This is a genomic window from Candidatus Pelagibacter sp. PS_43 (assembly GCF_059417795.1).
In genome coordinates this window covers 1110606-1129725 of the sequence record NZ_CM182066.1, presented here as the reverse complement: position 1 = coordinate 1129725, position 19120 = coordinate 1110606, and the positions used below count along the sequence as shown (strand labels likewise).

The following is a 19120-nucleotide window of genomic DNA, read 5'->3' as shown; positions in this document are numbered from 1 at the left end:
TATGAATTTAAAAAATTGTCATAATTTTAGTGACTTTAGAAAATTAGCAAAAAAAAGATTACCTTCACCAATTTTTCACTATATCGATGGTGGAGCAGATGATGAACAAACTTTACGAAGAAACACTGAGTCATTTAATGATTGTGATTTAATTCCTAACATACTTGCAAGCGTCGGAAAGCCTGATCTTTCGGCTACAGTTTTTGGTAAAAAAATTAATATGCCTATCTTTCTTTCCCCAACTGCAATGCAAAGACTTTATCATCATGATGGAGACAAAGCATCTGCTAGAGCTGCTGAAAAATTTGGTACTTTTTATAGTATGTCCACCATGGCAAATAATACAATTGAAGAAATTGCAGAAATCTCAAATGGTCCAAAATTGTTCCAACTTTATGTTCATAAGGATCAATCAATAACGAATGATTTAATTGATAGATGTAAAACCTCTGGCTTTGATGGCATGTGTTTAACAGTAGATACTTTAGTTGCTGGAAATAGAGAAAAAGATCATAGAACTGGATTTACCACTCCTCCAAAACTTACCCTTCAAAGTTTAATTAGTTTTGCAATGAGGCCTGAGTGGGTATTTAATTATTTTACTCATAAAAAATTTGAATTATCTAATGTTAAAAACAAAACAGACAAAGGTACCAATATTTCAAAGTCTGTAATTGAATATATTAATGAACAATATGATCCAGCTATGAATTGGAAAGATGCTGAATATTGTGTGAAAAAATGGAATGGTCCATTTGCACTTAAGGGCGTGATGTCAGTCGAGGATGCAAAAAAAGCTATAGATATAGGATGCTCAGCAATTATGATTTCAAACCATGGCGGTAGACAACTAGATGGTTCAAGGTCACCTTTTGACCAAGTTAGTGCAATTCGAGAGGCTGTTGGAGATAAATTAGAGATCATATTAGATGGTGGAGTAAGACGTGGAACTCATGTTTTAAAAGCTTTAGCAGCTGGTGCAACAGCTTGTAGTTTTGGAAAAATGTTTTTATTTGCATTAAGTGCAGGAGGTCAAGCAGGTGTAGAACGTCTGTTGCAAAATATGCATGATGAAATTAATAGAAATATGGTATTAATGGGCTGTAAGACTCTGAAAGAATTAGATGCGTCAAAATTAATCTATAGAAAATAGTTATTACTTATCAAAAGTATATATAAAAAAAATAAGTTAAATTATAAAATATTAATATTAGAATTAAATTAAATTATTATGAAATTAGCAAAAAATTTAGAGAGATTAGGAACTGAGACTGCATTTAGTGTTTTGGCTGAAGCTAAGGCTTTAGAGGCTAAAGGAAATCCAATGATTCATTTAGGGTTAGGTCAGCCTGATTTTAAAACACCACAACACGTAGTAGATGCTGCAAAAAAAGCTTTAGATGATGGTCACCACGGATATGTAATGTCCAACGGTATTCCAGAATGTAGACAAGCTGTAACAAGATGGATTAAAAAACGTTATAGTGTTGATGTAGATTTTGAAAGAATTTTAATCATGCCAGGTGGAAAACCTACGATGAGTTATGCCATTCAATGTTTTGGAGAACCAGGTGCTGAAATAATTCACCCTACACCTGCCTTTCCAATATATGAGTCGATGATTAATTATACTGGATCAACATCTGTACCTTATGATTTAACTGAAGATAAAGATCTTAAATTTAATCCAGAAAAAATTTTATCACTAATCACTGATAAAACTAGATTGTTAGTATTAATTAACCCAAACAATCCAACGGGTAGCTTTGTGGAAAAAGCGGATATTGATGTATTGGCTGAAGGTCTTAAAAAACATCCACACGTAACTATATTAAGTGATGAAATTTACAGTAGACAGATTTTTGATAATAAAGAAATGCCTTCATTTTTTAATTATCCAGAGTTAAGAGAAAGACTGATTGTATTAGAAGGTTGGAGCAAAGCATATTCGATGACGGGATGGAGACTAGGATGGAGTTTTTGGCCCAAGGAATTAATTCCACATGTTAATAAGCTTTTAATTAATAGTGTATCGTGTGTAAATGCAGCAGCTCAATTTGCAGGAATTGCAGCATTGGATGGTCCAGATGATTCAATTAATGAAATGATGGTAAAGTTTACACAGAGAAGAAAACTAATTCATGAAGGTTTAAATAGTTTGCCAGGTATAGAATGTAGCCTTCCAGGTGGAGCCTTTTATGCATTTCCAAAGGTAATTGGAACAGGAATGAATGGTTCAGAATTTGCAAAAAAATGTATGCATGAAGCGGGAGTAGCAATAGTTCCAGGAACAGCTTTTGGTAAAACTTGCCAAGATTACGTAAGATTTAGCTTTGCAGCCTCACAAGATAACATATCTAACGCATTGGAAAATATCAAAAAAATGCTAGGCTAAGACTAATGAGTGAATTAGTTCTGCCAAAGATAGATAAAGCAACGATAAATAAAAAAGAATATATCTTTAAAAATCTTGCAAAAATTATAAATCCAGAAAATGTTTTAAGTCATGCTGATGATGTTAAGCCATATGAAACTGATGCATTAGCAGCTTATACGCAGACACCACTTGCTGTTGTGATGCCAGAAAATACTGAAGAAGTAAGTAACATTTTAAAGTTTTGTTACAAAGAAAATATTAAAGTTGTACCAAGAGGAGCTGGCACTGGCCTTTCAGGTGGTGCACTACCTTTAAATGATGCAATTTTATTAAGTCTTGGAAAATTTAATAAAATTATAGAAATTGATTTTGAAAATAAATGTGTAGTAACCCAACCTGGTGTAACAAATCTAGGAATTACTCATGCTGTCCAACATAAAAATTTTTACTATGCACCAGATCCATCAAGTCAGCTTGCATGTTCAATAGGTGGTAATGTTGCTGAAAATTCAGGAGGTGTTCACTCTTTAAAATATGGAACAACAACTAATAATATTTTAGGTGTTGAAATGGTAATGATGGATGGAACTGTTTGTAGAGTTGGTGGAAAAACTCTTGATCAAGAAGGATATGATTTGATGGGATTAATTTGTGGTTCAGAAGGATTATTAGGAGTGATTACTGAAGTGACAGTTAAAATTTTAAAAAATCCTCAAGTAGTTAAAGCAGCGTTAATAGGATTTCCAACAATTGAAGAAGGTGGAAACGCAGCATCAGAAATAATTTCAAGTGGAATTGTTCCGGCGGGCATGGAAATAATGGATAAAGCTTTAATAGAGGCAACAGATAATTTTAGTAAAGCAGGTTACCCACGAGATGCAGAGCTTTTATTAATTGTAGAATTAGATGGAACTGAGTCTGAAGTAGATGAATTATTAAAACAAGTAAGAACTATTTGCGAAAAAAATAATTGCTCAAGTTTAAAATTTAGCAAAAATGAAAAAGAAAGACTATCATTTTGGGCAGGTAGAAAAGCAGCATTTCCAGCATGTGGAGCTATGGCACCAGATTATTACTGTATGGACGGATCCATACCAAGAGGAAAACTAGCAGAAGCTTTACTTGAAATAAAAAAACTTTCTGAAAAATATGAGTTGCCAGTAGCAAATTGTTTTCATGCGGGAGACGGAAATTTACACCCGTTAATAATGTTTGATGGGGGTGATAAAGAACAATTAAGAAAAACTGAAGAATTTGGAGCTGAAATACTAAAAGCCTGTGTAAGGTTAGGAGGAGTTATAACTGGAGAACATGGAGTCGGAATTGAAAAAAGAGAACTAATGTGTGAGATGTTTAATAATACAGATATTCAACAACAATTAGATATTAAAAAATCGTTAGATGAAAAAAATTTGTTAAATCCTGGAAAGGTTTATCCAATATTAAGAAAATGTGCAGAGGAAGGAAGGGTACATGTCCACAGAAATGAAGAAAAATTCCCAGATCTTCCAAGATTCTAACAACATCTATTATCCAGAAGATGAGCTGCAAGTTTCAAATCTAGTTCAGGAGCTTTATAAAAAAAACCAACCAACAGAAATAATTGGCACAGGCTCAAAAAATTTTATTGGCAACAGAATACAATCTGCAAAAAAACTATCTATGTCTAAATTGTCAGGTGTAATTGAGTATTTGCCTGAAGAACTTTATATTAAAGTTAAAGCTAACACGCCATTAGAGTTAGTTGAAAAGGAGTTAGAAAAAAATAATCAAGAATTGGCTTTTGAGCCTATTGATTTTGGATTTATTGACAATGGAAAATCAAACAAGGGCACTATAGCAGGTCATTTAGCTTGTAATTTTGCTGGCTCTCGAAGATTTAAAGTCGGAAGTTTAAGAGATCATATATTAGGTTTTAGAGGCGTGAATGGTAAGGGAGATATAATTAAATCAGGCGGAACAGTTGTAAAAAATGTTACTGGTTATGATTTATCAAAGCTAGTTACAGGATCTTTTGGAACTTTAGTAGCATTAACTGAAATAACATTAAAGGTTCTACCTAAAAAAAAATTATCTAATACAATTACAATTTATACTGATGATAAAAAATTAGTTAAAGATTTATTCGAAAAAATTTCTGGCTCAAGTAGCGAAGTCTCAGGAGCTGTTTATATTCCCGAAGAACCCAAAGACGAAAATTATGACCAAAATAAAGAAATGGTTTTTAAATTTAATGATTTAAAATATAAAGGGTCATTTTTAGCATTAAGAATAGAAGGAGATAAAATCTCAATAGAAGAAAAATTAAAAGCGTTAACAATTGAACTTGAACTTAGTAATTTGAATACAGTAATTTTGGATGTTCATCAATCAATACCATTTTGGAAAAAAATAAACAATCTTGAGATATTTAAACAAACAAAAAATAACCTCTTAAGAGTAGTAGTGCCTCCTTCAAAAGGGCCTAAGTTGATGCAATTTCTAGGCAATAAGTATAAATATTACATTGATTGGTGTGGCTCATTATATTGGATAGAGGTTCAATCAAAGAAGAACTCTAAGGTAAGTGATATTAAAAAATTAACCAAGGAATTGGGTGGTTATTTAACTATCATAAAAACATCGGAAGAACATGATTACGAAGAAACAATTTTTACAGTAGATGATACAAGACTTTTAATATCAGAAAAAATCAAAAAAAGTTTTGATCCTAAAAGAATTTTTAATCCGGGAAAAATGTACAGAGGAATTTAATGCAAACAAACTTTACTGAAAAACAATTAAAAGACAGTGATAATACGGCAACAGAAAAAATTTTTAAAAAGTGTGTTCACTGTGGTTTTTGTAATGCAACTTGTCCAACTCATCAAATATTTGGTGATGAATTAGATGGGCCTCGGGGAAGAATTTATTTAATTAAGGATATGTTGGAAAATCAAAAAAAACCAACAGCAAAAACGGTAAAACACATAGATAGATGTTTGTCTTGCTATAGCTGTATGACCACTTGTCCCGCTGGAGTAAATTATATGCACATCATTGATCATGGAAAAAAATATATTGAAAAAAACTATGAAAGATCTTTTTTTGATAGAACAATTAGGAACTTTTTATCAGTAGTGTTACCGAATACTGGATACTTTAGATTAGCAAGTTATATGGTTAAATTAGCTAAACCTTTTCAATTTTTAATGCCATTAAAAATAAAAGATATGATGAACTTGATGCCAACAAGTTTTCCCAAAAAAACCTTAAAACAAAAAGAAATTTATCCTGTGGCTAAAAATAAGAAAGTTGCAAGAGTTGCGCTTTTAACTGGTTGTGTGCAGAAAGAAATTTCTCCTCAAATTAATGAGGCCACGATTAGACTCTTAAATAGACATGGAGTTGAAGTAATTGTTCCTAAAAAAATTAGATGTTGTGGATCTTTAAATCACCACTTAGGCAAAGAAGATGATGCTCACCAGGATTTTATAAATAATATCAATACTTGGTATGACGAACATCAAAAAGGAAATTTAGACGCTATTTTATCTAATACTTCTGGATGTGGAACTACCATGAAAGACTATGGTTTCATTTTTAGAGATGATGAAAATATGAAAAAAAAAGCTAAAGTAATTTCTGATTTAACCAAAGATGTCACTGAATATTTAAATACAAATTTAAAATTAAATTTTAGCTCTAAAGAAAAGAAGTATAAAATTGCTTATCATTCAGCTTGTTCAATGCAACATGGACAAAAAGTACACAGTCAACCCATATCATTACTTTCAAAAACAAATAATGAAATTATGGAAATTCCAGAAGGACACATCTGTTGCGGATCTGCTGGTACTTATAATATTTTGCAGACTGAAATTGCAAAAGAATTATTAAGTAAAAAAGTAAAAAATATTGAAAGTTTAAAACCTGATTTTATATCAACTGGAAATATTGGTTGTATTACTCAAATTTCTAATGGAACGAAAACTCCAATTTTACATACCATTGAGATATTAGATTGGTATACTGGCGGCCCAAAACCAAAAATATTACAAAAAAATTAACTATGAAAAAAATTATAATTACAAGAAGGTTATTAAAAGAGTCTGAAGATAAAGCATCAAAAATATTTGATGCAAAATTTAATAGCAATGATGAATTATACTCTCAATCAAAACTAATTGAGTTGAGTAAAGGACAAGATGCAATCCTAACTTCTTTAACTGATAAGATGGATGAAGAAACTATAAACAAACTGCCAGATAGTATTAAGATAATTTCTAATTTTGCAGTTGGTTTTGGAAATATTGATTTAGAAGCAGCCAAAAAAAGAGGAATAGCTGTAACTAATACACCAGAGGTTTTATCTGATGCCACAGCTGAGATTGGAATTTTATTAATACTTGGAGCATGTAGAAGAGTGCCAGAGGGCATTCAGGCTGCAAAAGAAAGTAGCTGGAAATGGTCAGCAGATTATTTGATAGGAAAACAGTTAACTGGTACGAGGCTTGGAATTTTAGGAATGGGGAGAATAGGTCAAAAGATTGCAAAAATTGCAAAATCTTTAGGAATGATTATTCATTATCACAACAGATCAAAACTAAGTGACGAAAAAGAACAGGGTGCGATTTATCATGATAGCATTAAAAGTCTTTTTGGAGTTTCAGATGTATTGTCAATTTGTTGTCCCGCAACAAAAGAAACAGAAAATTTAATTAATAAAGAAACATTAGAATATTTTCCAACAGGTGCAGTTATAACAAATGTAGCCCGTGGAGATATTGTTGAAGATGAAGCTTTAATAGATGCATTAAATAGAAGAAAAATTTATGCAGCAGGACTTGATGTTTATAAGGGTGAACCAAATTTAAATCCAGGCTATCTGAAGATTAAAAGTGTTTTTATTTTGCCTCACCTTGGTAGTGCTACTAAGCACACAAGAATTGCTATGGCCAATCTAGCTATAGACAATATTGATGAGTTTTTCAAAACAGGAAACTGTAAAAATAAAGTAAATTAATTTTTGTTTATCAAGTTAATATAATACAATTTTAAGTTGTACTGTTATTGTCGCAAGAAGATTTTTCATCATAAAAACATAATTTTATAAAGCCGTTCAAAGTCTACTATTCTTTAGACTCTGATTACGAATGTGATTAAGATGCTCACAGTTAATTAACTAATAATCAAAGGAGAAATAATGATTAAAGAAAAAAAATCATTGAAGAGCTCAAATTCTTCAAGACGTAAGTTCTTTAAGACTGCTGCTAAAGCTGGTGCTGTAGCTGCAACAGCTGTTGCAATGCCTAATATTGCAACTGCAGACGGACACGTTACATTAAAAATGCAAGCTGCTTGGCCTTCAGGCGCGAACATCTTTTTTGAAATGGCGCAAGACTACTGTAACATGGTTAGCGATATGTCAGGTGGATCACTTAAAATTGATCTTCAGCCTGTAAACGCAATTGTTAAAACTTCAGAAATCGGAGCGGCAGTAAGCGATGGAATCGTTGATATGGGTCACTGGGTGACTGCATATTGGTACGGTAAAAACGCTGCAGCTTCACTTTTTGGAACTGGTCCTTCATACGGAATGTCATCTCAAGAAGTTATGGGATGGATGGAGTATGGTGGAGGAAGAAAATTATATGAAGAAGCAGTAGCTAGTGTTGGATATAACTACACTGGATTCTTTCATATGCCTATGCCAGCACAACCTTTTGGTTGGTTCAAAAAGAACGTAACTAAAGTATCTGATGTTAAAGGTATGAAGTATAGAACAGTTGGTCTAGCGACTAACGTTTTAACTGCTATGGGAATGGTCGTAAGACAATTACCAGGTGGTGAGATCCAACCAGCAATGAAAACTGGTTTGATTGATGCTGCTGAGTTTAACAACCCAACATCAGACTCACAGTTTGGAATGCAAGATGTCTCTAAACACTATCACTTAGGAAGTTTCCATCAATCGCAAGAGATGTTTGAAATTCCTATGAACACTAAGAGACTGAAAAGCCTTTCACCTGCTCATCAAGCTATCTTGAAGAACGCTGCTTATGCTGCTAACTCAGATAACTACTTCAAAGCACTTGTTAGATACTCTGACAGTTTAGCTGATTTGATGAACACACATAAGGTTAACGTTTACCAAACATCTGATGCCATTTTAGCTGAACAGTTAAAAGGTTGGGATAAAGTTGTTGGAGAATTCTCTGGAAAAGATGCATTCTTCAAAAAAGTGGTAGACTCTCAAAAAGCATACGCCAAGAAAGTAATGAAGTACTTGCTGATGAATCAGCCTAATTACAAACTAGCTTATGAAAATGAGTTTGGACCAATTGGAAAAGTTAAAATCTAATTAACTTTTTAATAATTTAAGAAGGGGGTTTCGGCCCCCTTTTTTTATAGTACAGTTTTTAACAAAATTAGAGTATCCTATCCAAATCATGATGAGAGCCTACATAAAATTAGCTGACACGTTAAGCACCTCAATAGGTAAGGCTTTTTCTTGGTGTATAGTTATTTTGATGGGTGGAACTTGTTATGAAGTTATGATGGCCTATGTATTTAATAAGCCAACACTTTGGAATTTTGACTTTAGCATGCAGATGTATGGTGCAATATTAATGATGTCAGGTGCTTATTGTTTAGCAACTGAATCTCATGTTAGAGGAGACGTAATTTACAGATTATTTAAACCAAGAACACAAGGCTATATTGATTTAGTACTTTATTTTATTTTCTTTTTTCCTGGTGTCGTATCTTTAGCATTTTATGGTTATGAATATGCTGCACTTGCTTGGAAGATAAAAGAGACTAGTTGGAGTAGCCCGGCGCAAATTAATATTTATATGGTAAAATCTTTAATACCTGCCGCGGGAGTATTTTTGGTTATTCAGGGAATAGCTGAAGTATTTAGAGCAATTATTTGTATTAAAACTGGACATTGGCCAGCAAGAATGGTTGTTGCTGAAGAGACAGAGCAAATTTTAATGAGAACAGCACAAGACGAGGATCAAAAAGATGTTATTTAGTTTAACAAATCCAGAAGTTGCCATCTTCATGATGGGGTTATTTTTATTTGCGGTGCTATTAGGTTTTCCAATTGCCTTCACTTTAATGGCTATGGGAATAGGTTTTGGATATTATGCTTATTACGATCCCGCTTTAATGGATCATGTATTTGATAATAGGATATTTTCTTTATTTGTAAAAAACACATACACCGTTATGGATAATAACGTGCTCACCGCTGTACCACTGTTTTTATTCATGGGATATTTAGTTGAAAGAGCTGGCATTGTAGCAAAATTATTTTTTGCAATAAGACTTGCGGCTCATAGATTACCAGCTTCAATGGCAGTAGCTGCTCTAATAACATGTACTTTGTTTTCTACAGCAACAGGAATTATTGGTGCAGTTGTAACCTTAATGGGTCTACTTGCTTGGCCTGCGATGGTTAAAGCAGGATATGATAAAAAATTTGCTTCAGGAGTAATTTGTGCGGGTGGATGTTTGGGTATTTTAATACCACCTAGTATTATGTTAATTGTTTATTCAGTAATAGCCCAGTTATCTCCTTTGAGATTATTTGCGGCAGCAATTTTTCCAGGACTTTTACTTGCGGGACTTTATATAGCTTACGCAGTGGGTAGAGCTTGGCTCCAACCATCAATTGCACCTAAGCCAAGAGCAGAAGATATTCCACCACGAGCTGAAATTTTAAAAGAAGTATTAGTTTCTTTCGTCCCTCTTTTTGGATTAATTATGTTGGTTCTTGGAACAATCTTAGCAGGTATAGCAACTCCAGCAGAGGCCGCAGCAGCAGGAGCATTTGGTGCTATATTGTTATCTTGGTTTTACAAAACACTTAAATGGCAAAGTTTTAAAGAGTCTGTTTTTCTAACTGCAAAAACTACAGCTATGATTATGTGGTTATTTATTGGTTCTTGGACTTTTTCTTCTGTATTTTCTTATCTAGGTGGTCATGAAATATTTGAACATTTCTTTACATCAATAAATATAAATACATGGCAATTTTTAATTATCACACAAATTATTATTTTTCTTTTAGGATGGCCGTTAGAATGGACTGAAATCTTAATTATATTTGTTCCAATATTTTTACCGCTTCTAGAAGTATTTGATGTTAATCCATATTTCTTTGCAATGTTAATTGCTCTTAATTTACAAACATCTTTCTTAACTCCTCCAATGGCAATGTCAGCTTATTATTTAAAGGGTGTTCAAAAGAAAAATGTTGAATTGATGGAAATATTTGCAGGCATTATGCCATTCTTGGGCATAGTAATATTTGCTATGTTTCTTATGTATATGTTTCCAGGTATTGCCTTATGGTTGCCAGAAACGTTATTTGCAAATTAGACAAACCAAATGTTAAATATTTTTACACTCACAGCCAACAAATTGGCTGAACATTTAAAATCAGGTCAATTATCTTCAGTTGAAGTTTGTACACAATATATTGAGAGAATTGAAAAATTTGAAAAAGATGTAAAGGCATGGCAATATTTTGATAAAAAAAAACTTTTAGAAAAAGCTTTAGAGGCAGATGAGTATAGAAAATCAGGTAAACCACTAGGCTCATTACATGGCTTACCAATTGCGGTTAAAGATATAATTGGCACATTTGAAATGCCTACTGAATGTGGTTCTCCCTTAAGAAAAAAAATGCCTAGCTCACAAGATTCAGAGATAGTTAATTTACTTAAGATTGAAGGAGCGATAGTGATGGGTAAAACTGTAACCACAGAACTTGCATATTTCCATCCTGGAAAAACTACCAATCCACACGACAACACAAGAACGCCAGGGGGATCATCAAGTGGTTCAGCAGCTGTCATTGCAGCACATATGGCGCCCCTATCAATTGGAACCCAAACTAACGGCTCAGTTATTAGGCCCGCTTCTTACTGTGGGGTTGTAGGCTATAAGCCTTCTTATGGATTAATTTCAAGAAGTGGAGTTATGAGGCAGTCTGATAAATTAGATCACATCGGAGTTTTTGGAAAAACGGTTGAAGATGTTGCCTTGTTTGCAAAATCATTAATTAAAAAAGATTTATATGATCCATCAACTATTCATTATGCTGCAGATGAAATGTTAAATGTTTGTAAAAAGGGTCCAATATATGAGCCAAAGTTTATTTTTTACAAAACTAAAAATTGGAAAAATATTGATAAAGAGTCCCAAAAATCTTTTGATTTCTTTATAAAAACTTTTAGTAAAAATATTGAGGTTTTTGATACCCCATCTTATTTTGATGACATTCCAAAATATCATAAAATAATTCATGAAACTGATATGGCAAATAATTTTCAAGGTTATTATAAAAAATCTAAAAAATTTCTTTCTAAAGAGATGGTTAGTGCAATTGAAAGAGGACTAAAATACTCAGCAAAAGAATATGCTGAAGCAATAGACTTTATGAAAAGAAGCTACGAGTCTTATAAAGAGGTTTTTGAAGATTTTCATGGAGTATTAACTCCGTCATCGTCTGGGGTTGCTCCAAAGGGTTTAAAGAGCACAGGTAGCCCAGAATTCTCAACTATTTGGACATATATGGGTTTGCCGTCTATCTCATTACCTTTACTTATCGGTGCGAATAATTTACCATTAGGAATTCAATTAGTTGGAGACAAGTTAGATGACCTAAGGTTTCTTGGTGTAGCTAATTGGTTAGAAAAAAATTGTAAAAAATATGCTAAATAAAATATCAACATTTTTAGGATCGTGTCTTGCAACAATATTTCTTATTGGACTTGCAACAACCTTAACTAGATCTTCTATGATTGGTTTTTGGGACGTGTTACCCGTATATATCTTAATGGCTTTAGCAATTGTAATGATGATTTACGAAGCTTATTTCGATAAAAAGTAAATCAAATTTTTAGTGAATAATTCAAAGAATAATTATTTACCTTTTTTATTACTCTTCATTCAACCTATTTTTATGGCAAGCAATCTAATCGTTGCAAGAGGTGGAGTTGAATATGTGCCTCCAATTTCTCTAGCATTTTGGCGGTGGACTGCTGTATTCTTAATATTATTACCTTTTACCTATAGCTCTCTTAAAAAAAACTTTAAATTTGTAAAACAAGAATACAAAAGAATATTCTTTATTGGGTCAATGGGGTGTGGTGTTTGTGGCGCCTTTCCATTTTTAGCAGGCCAAACAACAACTGTTACAAACATGGGAATTATATATTCCTCATCACCAATATTTATAATTTTAATTTCAAGCATTTTTTTTAAAGAGAAAATAAATTTTTTAAGAATTGTAGGTCTAGTTTCTTGTTTAGTTGGGGTTTTTGCTATTATTATTAAAGGTGACTTATCTTTATTAATTAGCTTAAAATTTACAATTGGTGACCTCTGGATGTTAGCTTCTGCAATAGGTTGGGCCCTTTATTCAATTTATTTATTTTATTGGAAAACAAATTTAAAAATTTTTGATAGATTTACATTGATCGCATTTTTTGGTGTAGTTAGTTTATTTCCATTTTATTTGATTGAAGAAATTTTTTTTGTTAAAACAATTTTTAATGAAGACTTTTTCATTTGGGTTTTATTTGCTGCTATTTCCCCAGGAATAATAGCTTTTACATTATATACCATGGCACAAAAAAAACTTGGGGCCTCCATAACAGGTTTTACACTTTATATCTTTACAGTTTATAGTGCCATTTATGGAGTTTTATTTTTTAATGAACAGCTTGAATATTATCACTATCTAGGAACAGCCTTAGTTTTTGGTGGTGTTTATTTAGTTAAAAAAAAAAATAAATATGAAAAAAAAACTTAAAGAGTATTTATTGAAGTTAATTTTAATTATACCAATAGCTTACTTTTCTTTACTTTTTATTATATTTATATTTCAACGAAATTTATTATATCATCCAAACGAAAATAACTATTCTGGTGATGAATTAAAAGTTAAAATAGAAAAAGTAAAGATTGAGACAGGTGATAATATTGAATTACTTGGATGGTTTCATGAAAAAGATCTTATAAATTTTAAAACTCTGGTTTTCTTTCATGGCAATGCAGGAATATTAGAAAATAGAATACATAAAATTAATCATTTCAAAGAAATGAATATAAACTTTCTAATCATTTCCTGGAGAGGATTTAGTGGCAACTTAGGCAAACCATCAGAAAAAGGATTATATGAAGATGGTGAGAGTGCAATTAATTGGTTAAAAGAAAAAGGACTTAAAGATAATGACATTGTTCTGTATGGTGAGTCATTAGGTACTGGAATTGTAACTCATATTGCTCAAAACCGTAAATTTGCAGGTATTATACTAGAATCTCCATTTACATCTATGGTTGATGCAGCAAAAAATGTGTATCCATATTTTCCAATCAGATTTTTACTTAAAGATAAATACGAAAGTGACAAAAAAATTAAAAATTTTAAGTCTCCAATTCTGATTATGCATGGAGAAGCAGATAAAATAGTGCCATTTTGGATGGGTAAAAAAATGTATGAATTAGCAAATGAGCCAAAGTACTCTTACTTTTCCGAAAAAGATAATCACATGATGGAATACAACAAAAAAATGATAGTAGTTTTGAAGGAATATTTAAAGAGTTTAAATTAAGCCACAATCTGACCAAATAATTTACAGATTTTATTTTTAAATATTAAGAGTGCTAAGATTTATTATATCTTTATTAATTATAATTTCTTTCAGTAATTTTACATACTCCGATGAGACAAATTATAATACAGATAATCTTTTTCATGTAGGTCAAATGAATTCTTATGATAAAAATTTTAGTCTTTATTTTAAAACTAGAGAAAAATCTGTTATAGCAAGAGGAGAAAATTTTAATTATGTTACTGATTTTCCCCAGGATCTTTATATTTATGACTATAAAACAAAAACTTCATCCCCTCTAATCTCTTATGAATGGTTTCCATCACAAGCTAAATTTTTTTTAGAAGAGTATGATTTTCCAGTTTTTCCAGAGGATTTTGCGTATTACCTACTAAGGGATAACAATACATTAATTATGATTAGTGCAATTAAAAATATCAAAACAAATTTTCAATTTGATATTGCGAATAAGAAATTAAATCAATATTCCTCTACTGGGAAACTAGAATTTATAATTTCATCAGTTGCAAAAAATTGTGGACATTCACATCTACAAGAAAATTATAAATGTAATTATTACAAACCTTTAATTTCTAACAACTTGATTAATTAATATTGATAAAAGCTTCTGCAAACTTTTCTGCATTAAAGATTTGTAAATCATCTTCCTTTTCCCCAAGTCCTAAAGCAATTATTGGTAGCTGATATTTTTTAGCAAGAGCTAATAAAATACCCCCTTTTGCTGTTCCATCTAATTTTGTCATTATTAGACCGGTAACAGGGATAATTTTATTAAATTCCTCCACTTGGTTAATTACATTTTGTCCTGACGTAGCATCTAAAACCAAAATTACATCATGTGGTGCATTAGGATCTATTTTTTTAGTTACATTAGCAATTTTTTTATATTCTTCCATTAAGTTTTTTTTATTTTGTAATCGTCCAGCTGTATCAATTAACACATGATTAAAACCTTCTTTTAATGCTTCCTCTATAGCCTTGTATGCAACAGAGGCTGGATCAGACCCCTGTGATGATTTAGTGATTTGTATATCAATTTTATTCGCCCAGCTTTCTAACTGCTCGATAGCTGCTGCTCTAAATGTGTCACACGCAGAAAACATAACTTTATTTCCATTAGATTTTAAAATTTTACCTATTTTACCTATGCTTGTAGTTTTACCAACTCCATTAACTCCTGATATTAATACTGCATTGAGTGTTTTTTTCTTATCAAAAAAATTTTGGTTTTCTAATGGTTTCATTAATGTGATTATATAATTTTTAAGAATTAAATTAACCTCATTCATAATATCTTTTTTAGGATTAATTTTTTCTTCAGAAATAATCTTTTTAATTTCTTCAGCTGCAACAAGACCAACATCTGACTGAATTAAGTATTCCTCTATTTGATCTAATGTTTTGTCATCAATTTCTTTTTTGATAATTATATCTCTTAAACCAGAGGTGAAAGTAGATGCACTTTTTTTAAAACCAATTTTAAATTTATCAAAAATTCCCATTATAATTTAATATCTATATCTTGAATATCAGAGACTGGTCCCTTCATAAAAACACTATTTCTTTCGTCAATAAAAATTGTTAGTTTTCCTAGAGCAAACTCAATGTCTAAAGTTTTATCAGCTAGTTGATTTATATTTGCTGCAACAGCAGTTGCACAAGCTGCAGTACCACATGCCTTAGTAAGTCCAGCACCTCTTTCCCAAACTTTAACTTTTATTAGATTTTTATTTATAACTTTTGCAAGAGTAACATTGCATTTTTCTGGAAAAAATTCATGATGTTCAATTTTTGGACCAAGGTTTTTCAAATCAAATTTTTCTATTTCTTCTACAAAAAATATTATATGTGGATTGCCAACATTAACGGCTGTACCCCCAATAAATTTAATATTATTGTCATCTATAATCTCAATTTTCAAATTTTTTGTATTCATTTCGCTAATTAAAGGAATTTCTTGCCAATCTGTTTTTGCTATTCCTATCTCAGTTTCTACTAATTTATTTCCAATGATATTAGATTTTAGTGAACCCGACTCTGTCAAAACTGTTATTTCCTTTTGCCCATTTTCCCTTGATAGGAACTCCGCAACACATCGAGTACCATTTCCGCAGGCTCCAGATATACTGCCATCTGAATTATAAAAAACTAGTTCTGCGTCAGCATCATTTATTTTATTTTTTTTAATCAAAATTAGCTGATCACATCCAATGAAATTACGATCACATATTTTGATTATTTGATCTTTGTTTAAATTTAAGTCCTTTTTTCTTAAATCAATGATAACGAAATCATTGCCTAAACCATCCATTTTAAATGCTTTAATATCCATATATAGATATTTAACTTATTTATTGACTTTTTGTACCTCTATTATAGGTTGTTGCCGTTCCCACAAAAACGATAAATTTGTGGTGTCTTTGGTAACAAAGAGATCAACACTAGTCAGCGAGGATTCGCCCACTAGTGCAGTACTGCTATGTGTAAAAAAAATGTTTGAAAACTTAACAAATAAATTTGAAGAAATCTTTTCTTCTTTAAAAAAAGCACCATCACTTGATGAAAATCAAGTTGATGAAGGTTTAAGAGCTATTAGACAAGCTCTCTTGGAAGCTGATGTATCGCTTGATGTAGCTAAAGATTTTATAACAAGAGTTAAGCCAAAAGTTTTAGGACAAGAAATAATTAGATCAACCTCTCCGGGGGACATGGTTGTTAAAATTGTTCACGATGAGTTGGTAAGTTTTTTAGGTGAAAGCAACACAGATATTAATTTAAATGCTGTTCCACCAGTTTCGATGATGCTAGTGGGCTTGCAAGGTTCGGGTAAAACTACAACTACTGCAAAATTAGCAAAATACTTAGAAAAAAATAAAAAAAAGAAATTAATGATGGTCAGCCTTGATGTCTACAGACCAGCAGCACAAGAGCAACTTAAATCCTTAGGTGAACAAAACAATATTTTAACTTTACCAATTATTGAAGGACAATTGCCAGCAGATATTTGTAGAAGAGCAGTAAGTGCTGCTAATTTAAATGGGGCAGAAATTATATTATTTGATACAGCAGGAAGGACTCAAATTGATCTTCAGATGATGAGTGAGATTAAACAAATAGAGAGTATAATTAATCCAACAGAAACTTTTTTGGTCGCAGATTCATTAACAGGGCAAGTAGCAGCAGAGGTTGCTAAAGAGTTTAAAAATACCGTGAATTTAACCGGTATTGTTTTGACTAGAGCCGATGGTGATGCAAGAGGTGGAGCCGCACTTAGTATGAAGTATGTCTCTCAAGTTCCAATTAAATTTTTAGGGGTAGGTGAAAAAACAGAAAATTTAGAAGTTTTTCATCCAGATAGAATAGCAAATAGAATATTAGGTATGGGTGATATTGTTTCTCTAGTTGAGAAAGCAGCTGAAGATCTTGGTGAAGAGAACATAAAAAAAGCAGAAGAGAATTTAAAAAAAGGTCAATTTTCGATGGAGGACTATTTAACTCAGCTAAGACAAATGAAAAAAATGGGTGGAATAGAGGGGATAATGTCATTTATGCCAGGTGTTTCTAAGATGAAGGCACAAATGGATACTGCAGGAATTGATGAAAAAATTATTTCTCAAAATGAAGCAATAATTTTATCTATGACGAAAAAAGAAAGAGGAAATCCTAAAATCATTGATGGTTCTAGGAAAAAAAGAATTGCTAATGGCTCTGGAACAGATGCGGCCACTATCAATAAATTGCTTAAGCAATTTAAAATGATGTCTGAAATGATGAAAAAGATGTCAAAAGGAAACCTGAAGGGTATGTCCGATAAAGGAATACCTCCAGAGCTACTAAATCAACTTAAATAATAAAGGAGAAGAAATGTTAAAAATAAGACTATCAAGAGGTGGAACAAAAAAAAGACCAGTTTACAAAGTAGTTGTAGCTGATAGCCGACGTGCAAGAGATGGAAGATTTATTGAGAAGGTAGGATTTTTTAATCCTCTTTTACCAAAAGATAAAAAAGAAAGAGTTGGATTAGAAGCTGAAAGAATTAAATATTGGTTAGGTGAAGGTGCACAACCAACTACTAGAGTTGCAAGAATATTAGGTGAAAATAATTTAATCACAATGCCAGTAAATGGAAGTAATCCTCTTAAAGCGGTTCCAAAAAAAGAAAGAAAAAAAGAAGGTGATGAAGCTCCTAAAGCAGATGCTCCTAAAGAAGAAGCTCCAAAAGCAGAGGCAGCTCCTAAAGCAGATGCTCCTAAAGAAGAAGCTCCAAAAGCAGAGGCAGCTCCTAAAGCAGATGCTCCTAAAGAAGAAGCTCCAAAAGCAGAGGCAGCTCCTAAAGCAGATGCTCCTAAAGAAGAAGCTCCAAAAGCAGAGGCAGCTCCTAAAGCAGATGCTCCTAAAGAAGAAGCAAAATAGTTTGACTTATGTGGCAAGCTCAAATTTTTACACTTTACCCAGATATTTTTCCTGGCCCTTTAAGCAAGGGGCTTTATGGGAAAGCTTTAGCAAATAAAATCTGGGATTTAAAAGTTGTAAACATAAGAGATGCAGCAGAAGATAAACACAAAACTGTAGATGACACTCCATTTGGAGGTGGTTCTGGAATGTTGCTAAAGGCTGATGTATTAGCAAAATCTATTGATCAAAATAAAAAGGAAGGAGAAAGAATTTTTTATTTATCTCCTAAAGGAAAAAAACTTGATCAAAAATTAGCTTTAGAATTATCAAGAGAAAAATCTGTAAGTTTAATTTGTGGGCACTTTGAGGGTGTTGATGAAAGAATATTGTCGACCAGAAATATTGAAGAACTTAGCATTGGTGATTTTATTTTGTCAGGAGGAGAAACGGCTTCATTTGTTGTTTTAGATAGTATTCTAAGATTATTACCTGGCGTTTTAGGAAATGAACAATCAAAAAGTGATGAGAGCTTTGAGAATGGACTTTTAGAGTATCCCCAGTATACAAAACCTCAAATTTGGGAGGAAAAAAGCGTTCCAGATGTGCTATTATCAGGAGATCATAACAAAATTAAAGACTGGCGTTTATCACAATCAGAGGCTATAACACGCGTCCGAAGACCAGATTTATGGGAAAAGTATAAGAAAAACTAATT

General features: G+C 32.0%; 19 protein-coding genes. 17 read left to right on the top strand and 2 right to left on the bottom strand.

Annotated features, from left to right (window positions below; translation table 11 throughout):
* The first annotated feature begins 1 nt into the window (after position 1).
* From AC5SLL_RS06115 to AC5SLL_RS06050, 14 genes are all read left to right on the top strand, one after another.
* Positions 2 to 1153 carry an alpha-hydroxy acid oxidase gene (locus tag AC5SLL_RS06115; RefSeq protein ID WP_494586481.1) on the top strand — a complete coding sequence of 384 codons (1152 nt, stop codon included), beginning with the start codon at positions 2 to 4 and terminating at the stop codon, positions 1151 to 1153.
* 78 nt (positions 1154 to 1231) lie between these two features.
* Complete coding sequence (locus tag AC5SLL_RS06110) at positions 1232 to 2395, top strand: pyridoxal phosphate-dependent aminotransferase (protein WP_494586480.1); 1164 nt, start codon at positions 1232 to 1234, stop codon at positions 2393 to 2395.
* A gap of 5 nt (positions 2396 to 2400) precedes the next feature.
* On the top strand, positions 2401 to 3897 hold the full coding sequence (locus AC5SLL_RS06105; RefSeq protein WP_494573060.1) for an FAD-linked oxidase C-terminal domain-containing protein: 1497 nt from the start codon (positions 2401 to 2403) through the stop codon (positions 3895 to 3897).
* Positions 3863 to 5131, top strand: coding sequence for an FAD-binding protein (locus AC5SLL_RS06100; protein ID WP_494586479.1), 1269 nt, complete (start codon positions 3863 to 3865; stop codon positions 5129 to 5131). Before AC5SLL_RS06105 ends, AC5SLL_RS06100 begins: the two co-directional genes overlap by 35 nt.
* Positions 5131 to 6426: a glycolate oxidase subunit GlcF gene (glcF, locus tag AC5SLL_RS06095; RefSeq protein ID WP_494586478.1), complete on the top strand. Its 1296-nt coding sequence runs from the start codon at positions 5131 to 5133 to the stop codon at positions 6424 to 6426. The genes AC5SLL_RS06100 and glcF overlap by 1 nt, the downstream gene beginning before the upstream one ends.
* A 2-nt stretch (positions 6427 to 6428) precedes the next feature.
* Positions 6429 to 7382: a 2-hydroxyacid dehydrogenase gene (locus tag AC5SLL_RS06090; protein WP_494586477.1), complete on the top strand. Its 954-nt coding sequence runs from the start codon at positions 6429 to 6431 to the stop codon at positions 7380 to 7382.
* 180 nt (positions 7383 to 7562) lie between these two features.
* The gene (locus AC5SLL_RS06085) at positions 7563 to 8720 is read left to right on the top strand and encodes a TRAP transporter substrate-binding protein (protein ID WP_494579688.1); all 1158 of its coding nucleotides are present in this window, start codon (positions 7563 to 7565) and stop codon (positions 8718 to 8720) included.
* Between the two features lie 91 nt (positions 8721 to 8811).
* Positions 8812 to 9396 (top strand): TRAP transporter small permease subunit, encoded by a 585-nt coding sequence (locus AC5SLL_RS06080; RefSeq protein WP_011281580.1) that lies wholly within the window; start codon positions 8812 to 8814, stop codon positions 9394 to 9396.
* The gene (locus AC5SLL_RS06075; RefSeq protein ID WP_494579684.1) at positions 9386 to 10747 is read left to right on the top strand and encodes a TRAP transporter large permease; all 1362 of its coding nucleotides are present in this window, start codon (positions 9386 to 9388) and stop codon (positions 10745 to 10747) included. Before AC5SLL_RS06080 ends, AC5SLL_RS06075 begins: the two co-directional genes overlap by 11 nt.
* Before the next feature lie 9 nt (positions 10748 to 10756).
* Positions 10757 to 12094 (top strand): amidase, encoded by a 1338-nt coding sequence (locus AC5SLL_RS06070; protein ID WP_494586476.1) that lies wholly within the window; start codon positions 10757 to 10759, stop codon positions 12092 to 12094.
* Entirely contained in the window at positions 12084 to 12263 is a 180-nt protein-coding gene (locus AC5SLL_RS06065) for a hypothetical protein (RefSeq protein WP_494586475.1), read from the top strand. The genes AC5SLL_RS06070 and AC5SLL_RS06065 overlap by 11 nt, the downstream gene beginning before the upstream one ends.
* Positions 12264 to 12275: 12 nt before the next feature.
* Positions 12276 to 13187: a DMT family transporter gene (locus tag AC5SLL_RS06060; RefSeq protein ID WP_494586474.1), complete on the top strand. Its 912-nt coding sequence runs from the start codon at positions 12276 to 12278 to the stop codon at positions 13185 to 13187.
* Positions 13171 to 13989, top strand: coding sequence for an alpha/beta hydrolase (locus AC5SLL_RS06055; protein ID WP_494586473.1), 819 nt, complete (start codon positions 13171 to 13173; stop codon positions 13987 to 13989). Before AC5SLL_RS06060 ends, AC5SLL_RS06055 begins: the two co-directional genes overlap by 17 nt.
* 154 nt (positions 13990 to 14143) lie before the next feature.
* A complete protein-coding gene (locus AC5SLL_RS06050) occupies positions 14144 to 14602 on the top strand; it encodes a hypothetical protein (protein ID WP_494586472.1) in 459 nt (152 codons plus the stop codon).
* On the opposite strand, the gene ftsY is transcribed toward AC5SLL_RS06050, so the two are convergent.
* Both ftsY and dapF read right to left on the bottom strand, forming a co-directional pair.
* Positions 14595 to 15512, bottom strand: coding sequence for a signal recognition particle-docking protein FtsY (gene ftsY, locus AC5SLL_RS06045; protein ID WP_494586471.1), 918 nt, complete (start codon positions 15510 to 15512; stop codon positions 14595 to 14597). The two genes, AC5SLL_RS06050 and ftsY, sit on opposite strands and share 8 nt — an antisense overlap.
* Positions 15512 to 16342 carry a diaminopimelate epimerase gene (gene dapF, locus AC5SLL_RS06040; protein WP_494586470.1) on the bottom strand — a complete coding sequence of 277 codons (831 nt, stop codon included), beginning with the start codon at positions 16340 to 16342 and terminating at the stop codon, positions 15512 to 15514. Before dapF ends, ftsY begins: the two co-directional genes overlap by 1 nt.
* Positions 16343 to 16502: 160 nt before the next feature.
* Here dapF and ffh point away from each other — a divergent pair, with 160 nt between their 5' ends.
* The 3 genes from ffh to trmD are packed head-to-tail and all read left to right on the top strand — an operon-like array spanning position 16503 to position 19118.
* Positions 16503 to 17861 carry a signal recognition particle protein gene (gene ffh, locus AC5SLL_RS06035; protein ID WP_494573048.1) on the top strand — a complete coding sequence of 453 codons (1359 nt, stop codon included), beginning with the start codon at positions 16503 to 16505 and terminating at the stop codon, positions 17859 to 17861.
* 13 nt (positions 17862 to 17874) lie between these two features.
* Positions 17875 to 18423: a 30S ribosomal protein S16 gene (rpsP, locus tag AC5SLL_RS06030; protein ID WP_494586469.1), complete on the top strand. Its 549-nt coding sequence runs from the start codon at positions 17875 to 17877 to the stop codon at positions 18421 to 18423.
* Positions 18424 to 18431: 8 nt separating this feature from the next.
* Complete coding sequence (trmD, locus tag AC5SLL_RS06025; protein WP_494573046.1) at positions 18432 to 19118, top strand: tRNA (guanosine(37)-N1)-methyltransferase TrmD; 687 nt, start codon at positions 18432 to 18434, stop codon at positions 19116 to 19118.
* Positions 19119 to 19120: the final 2 nt, after the last annotated feature.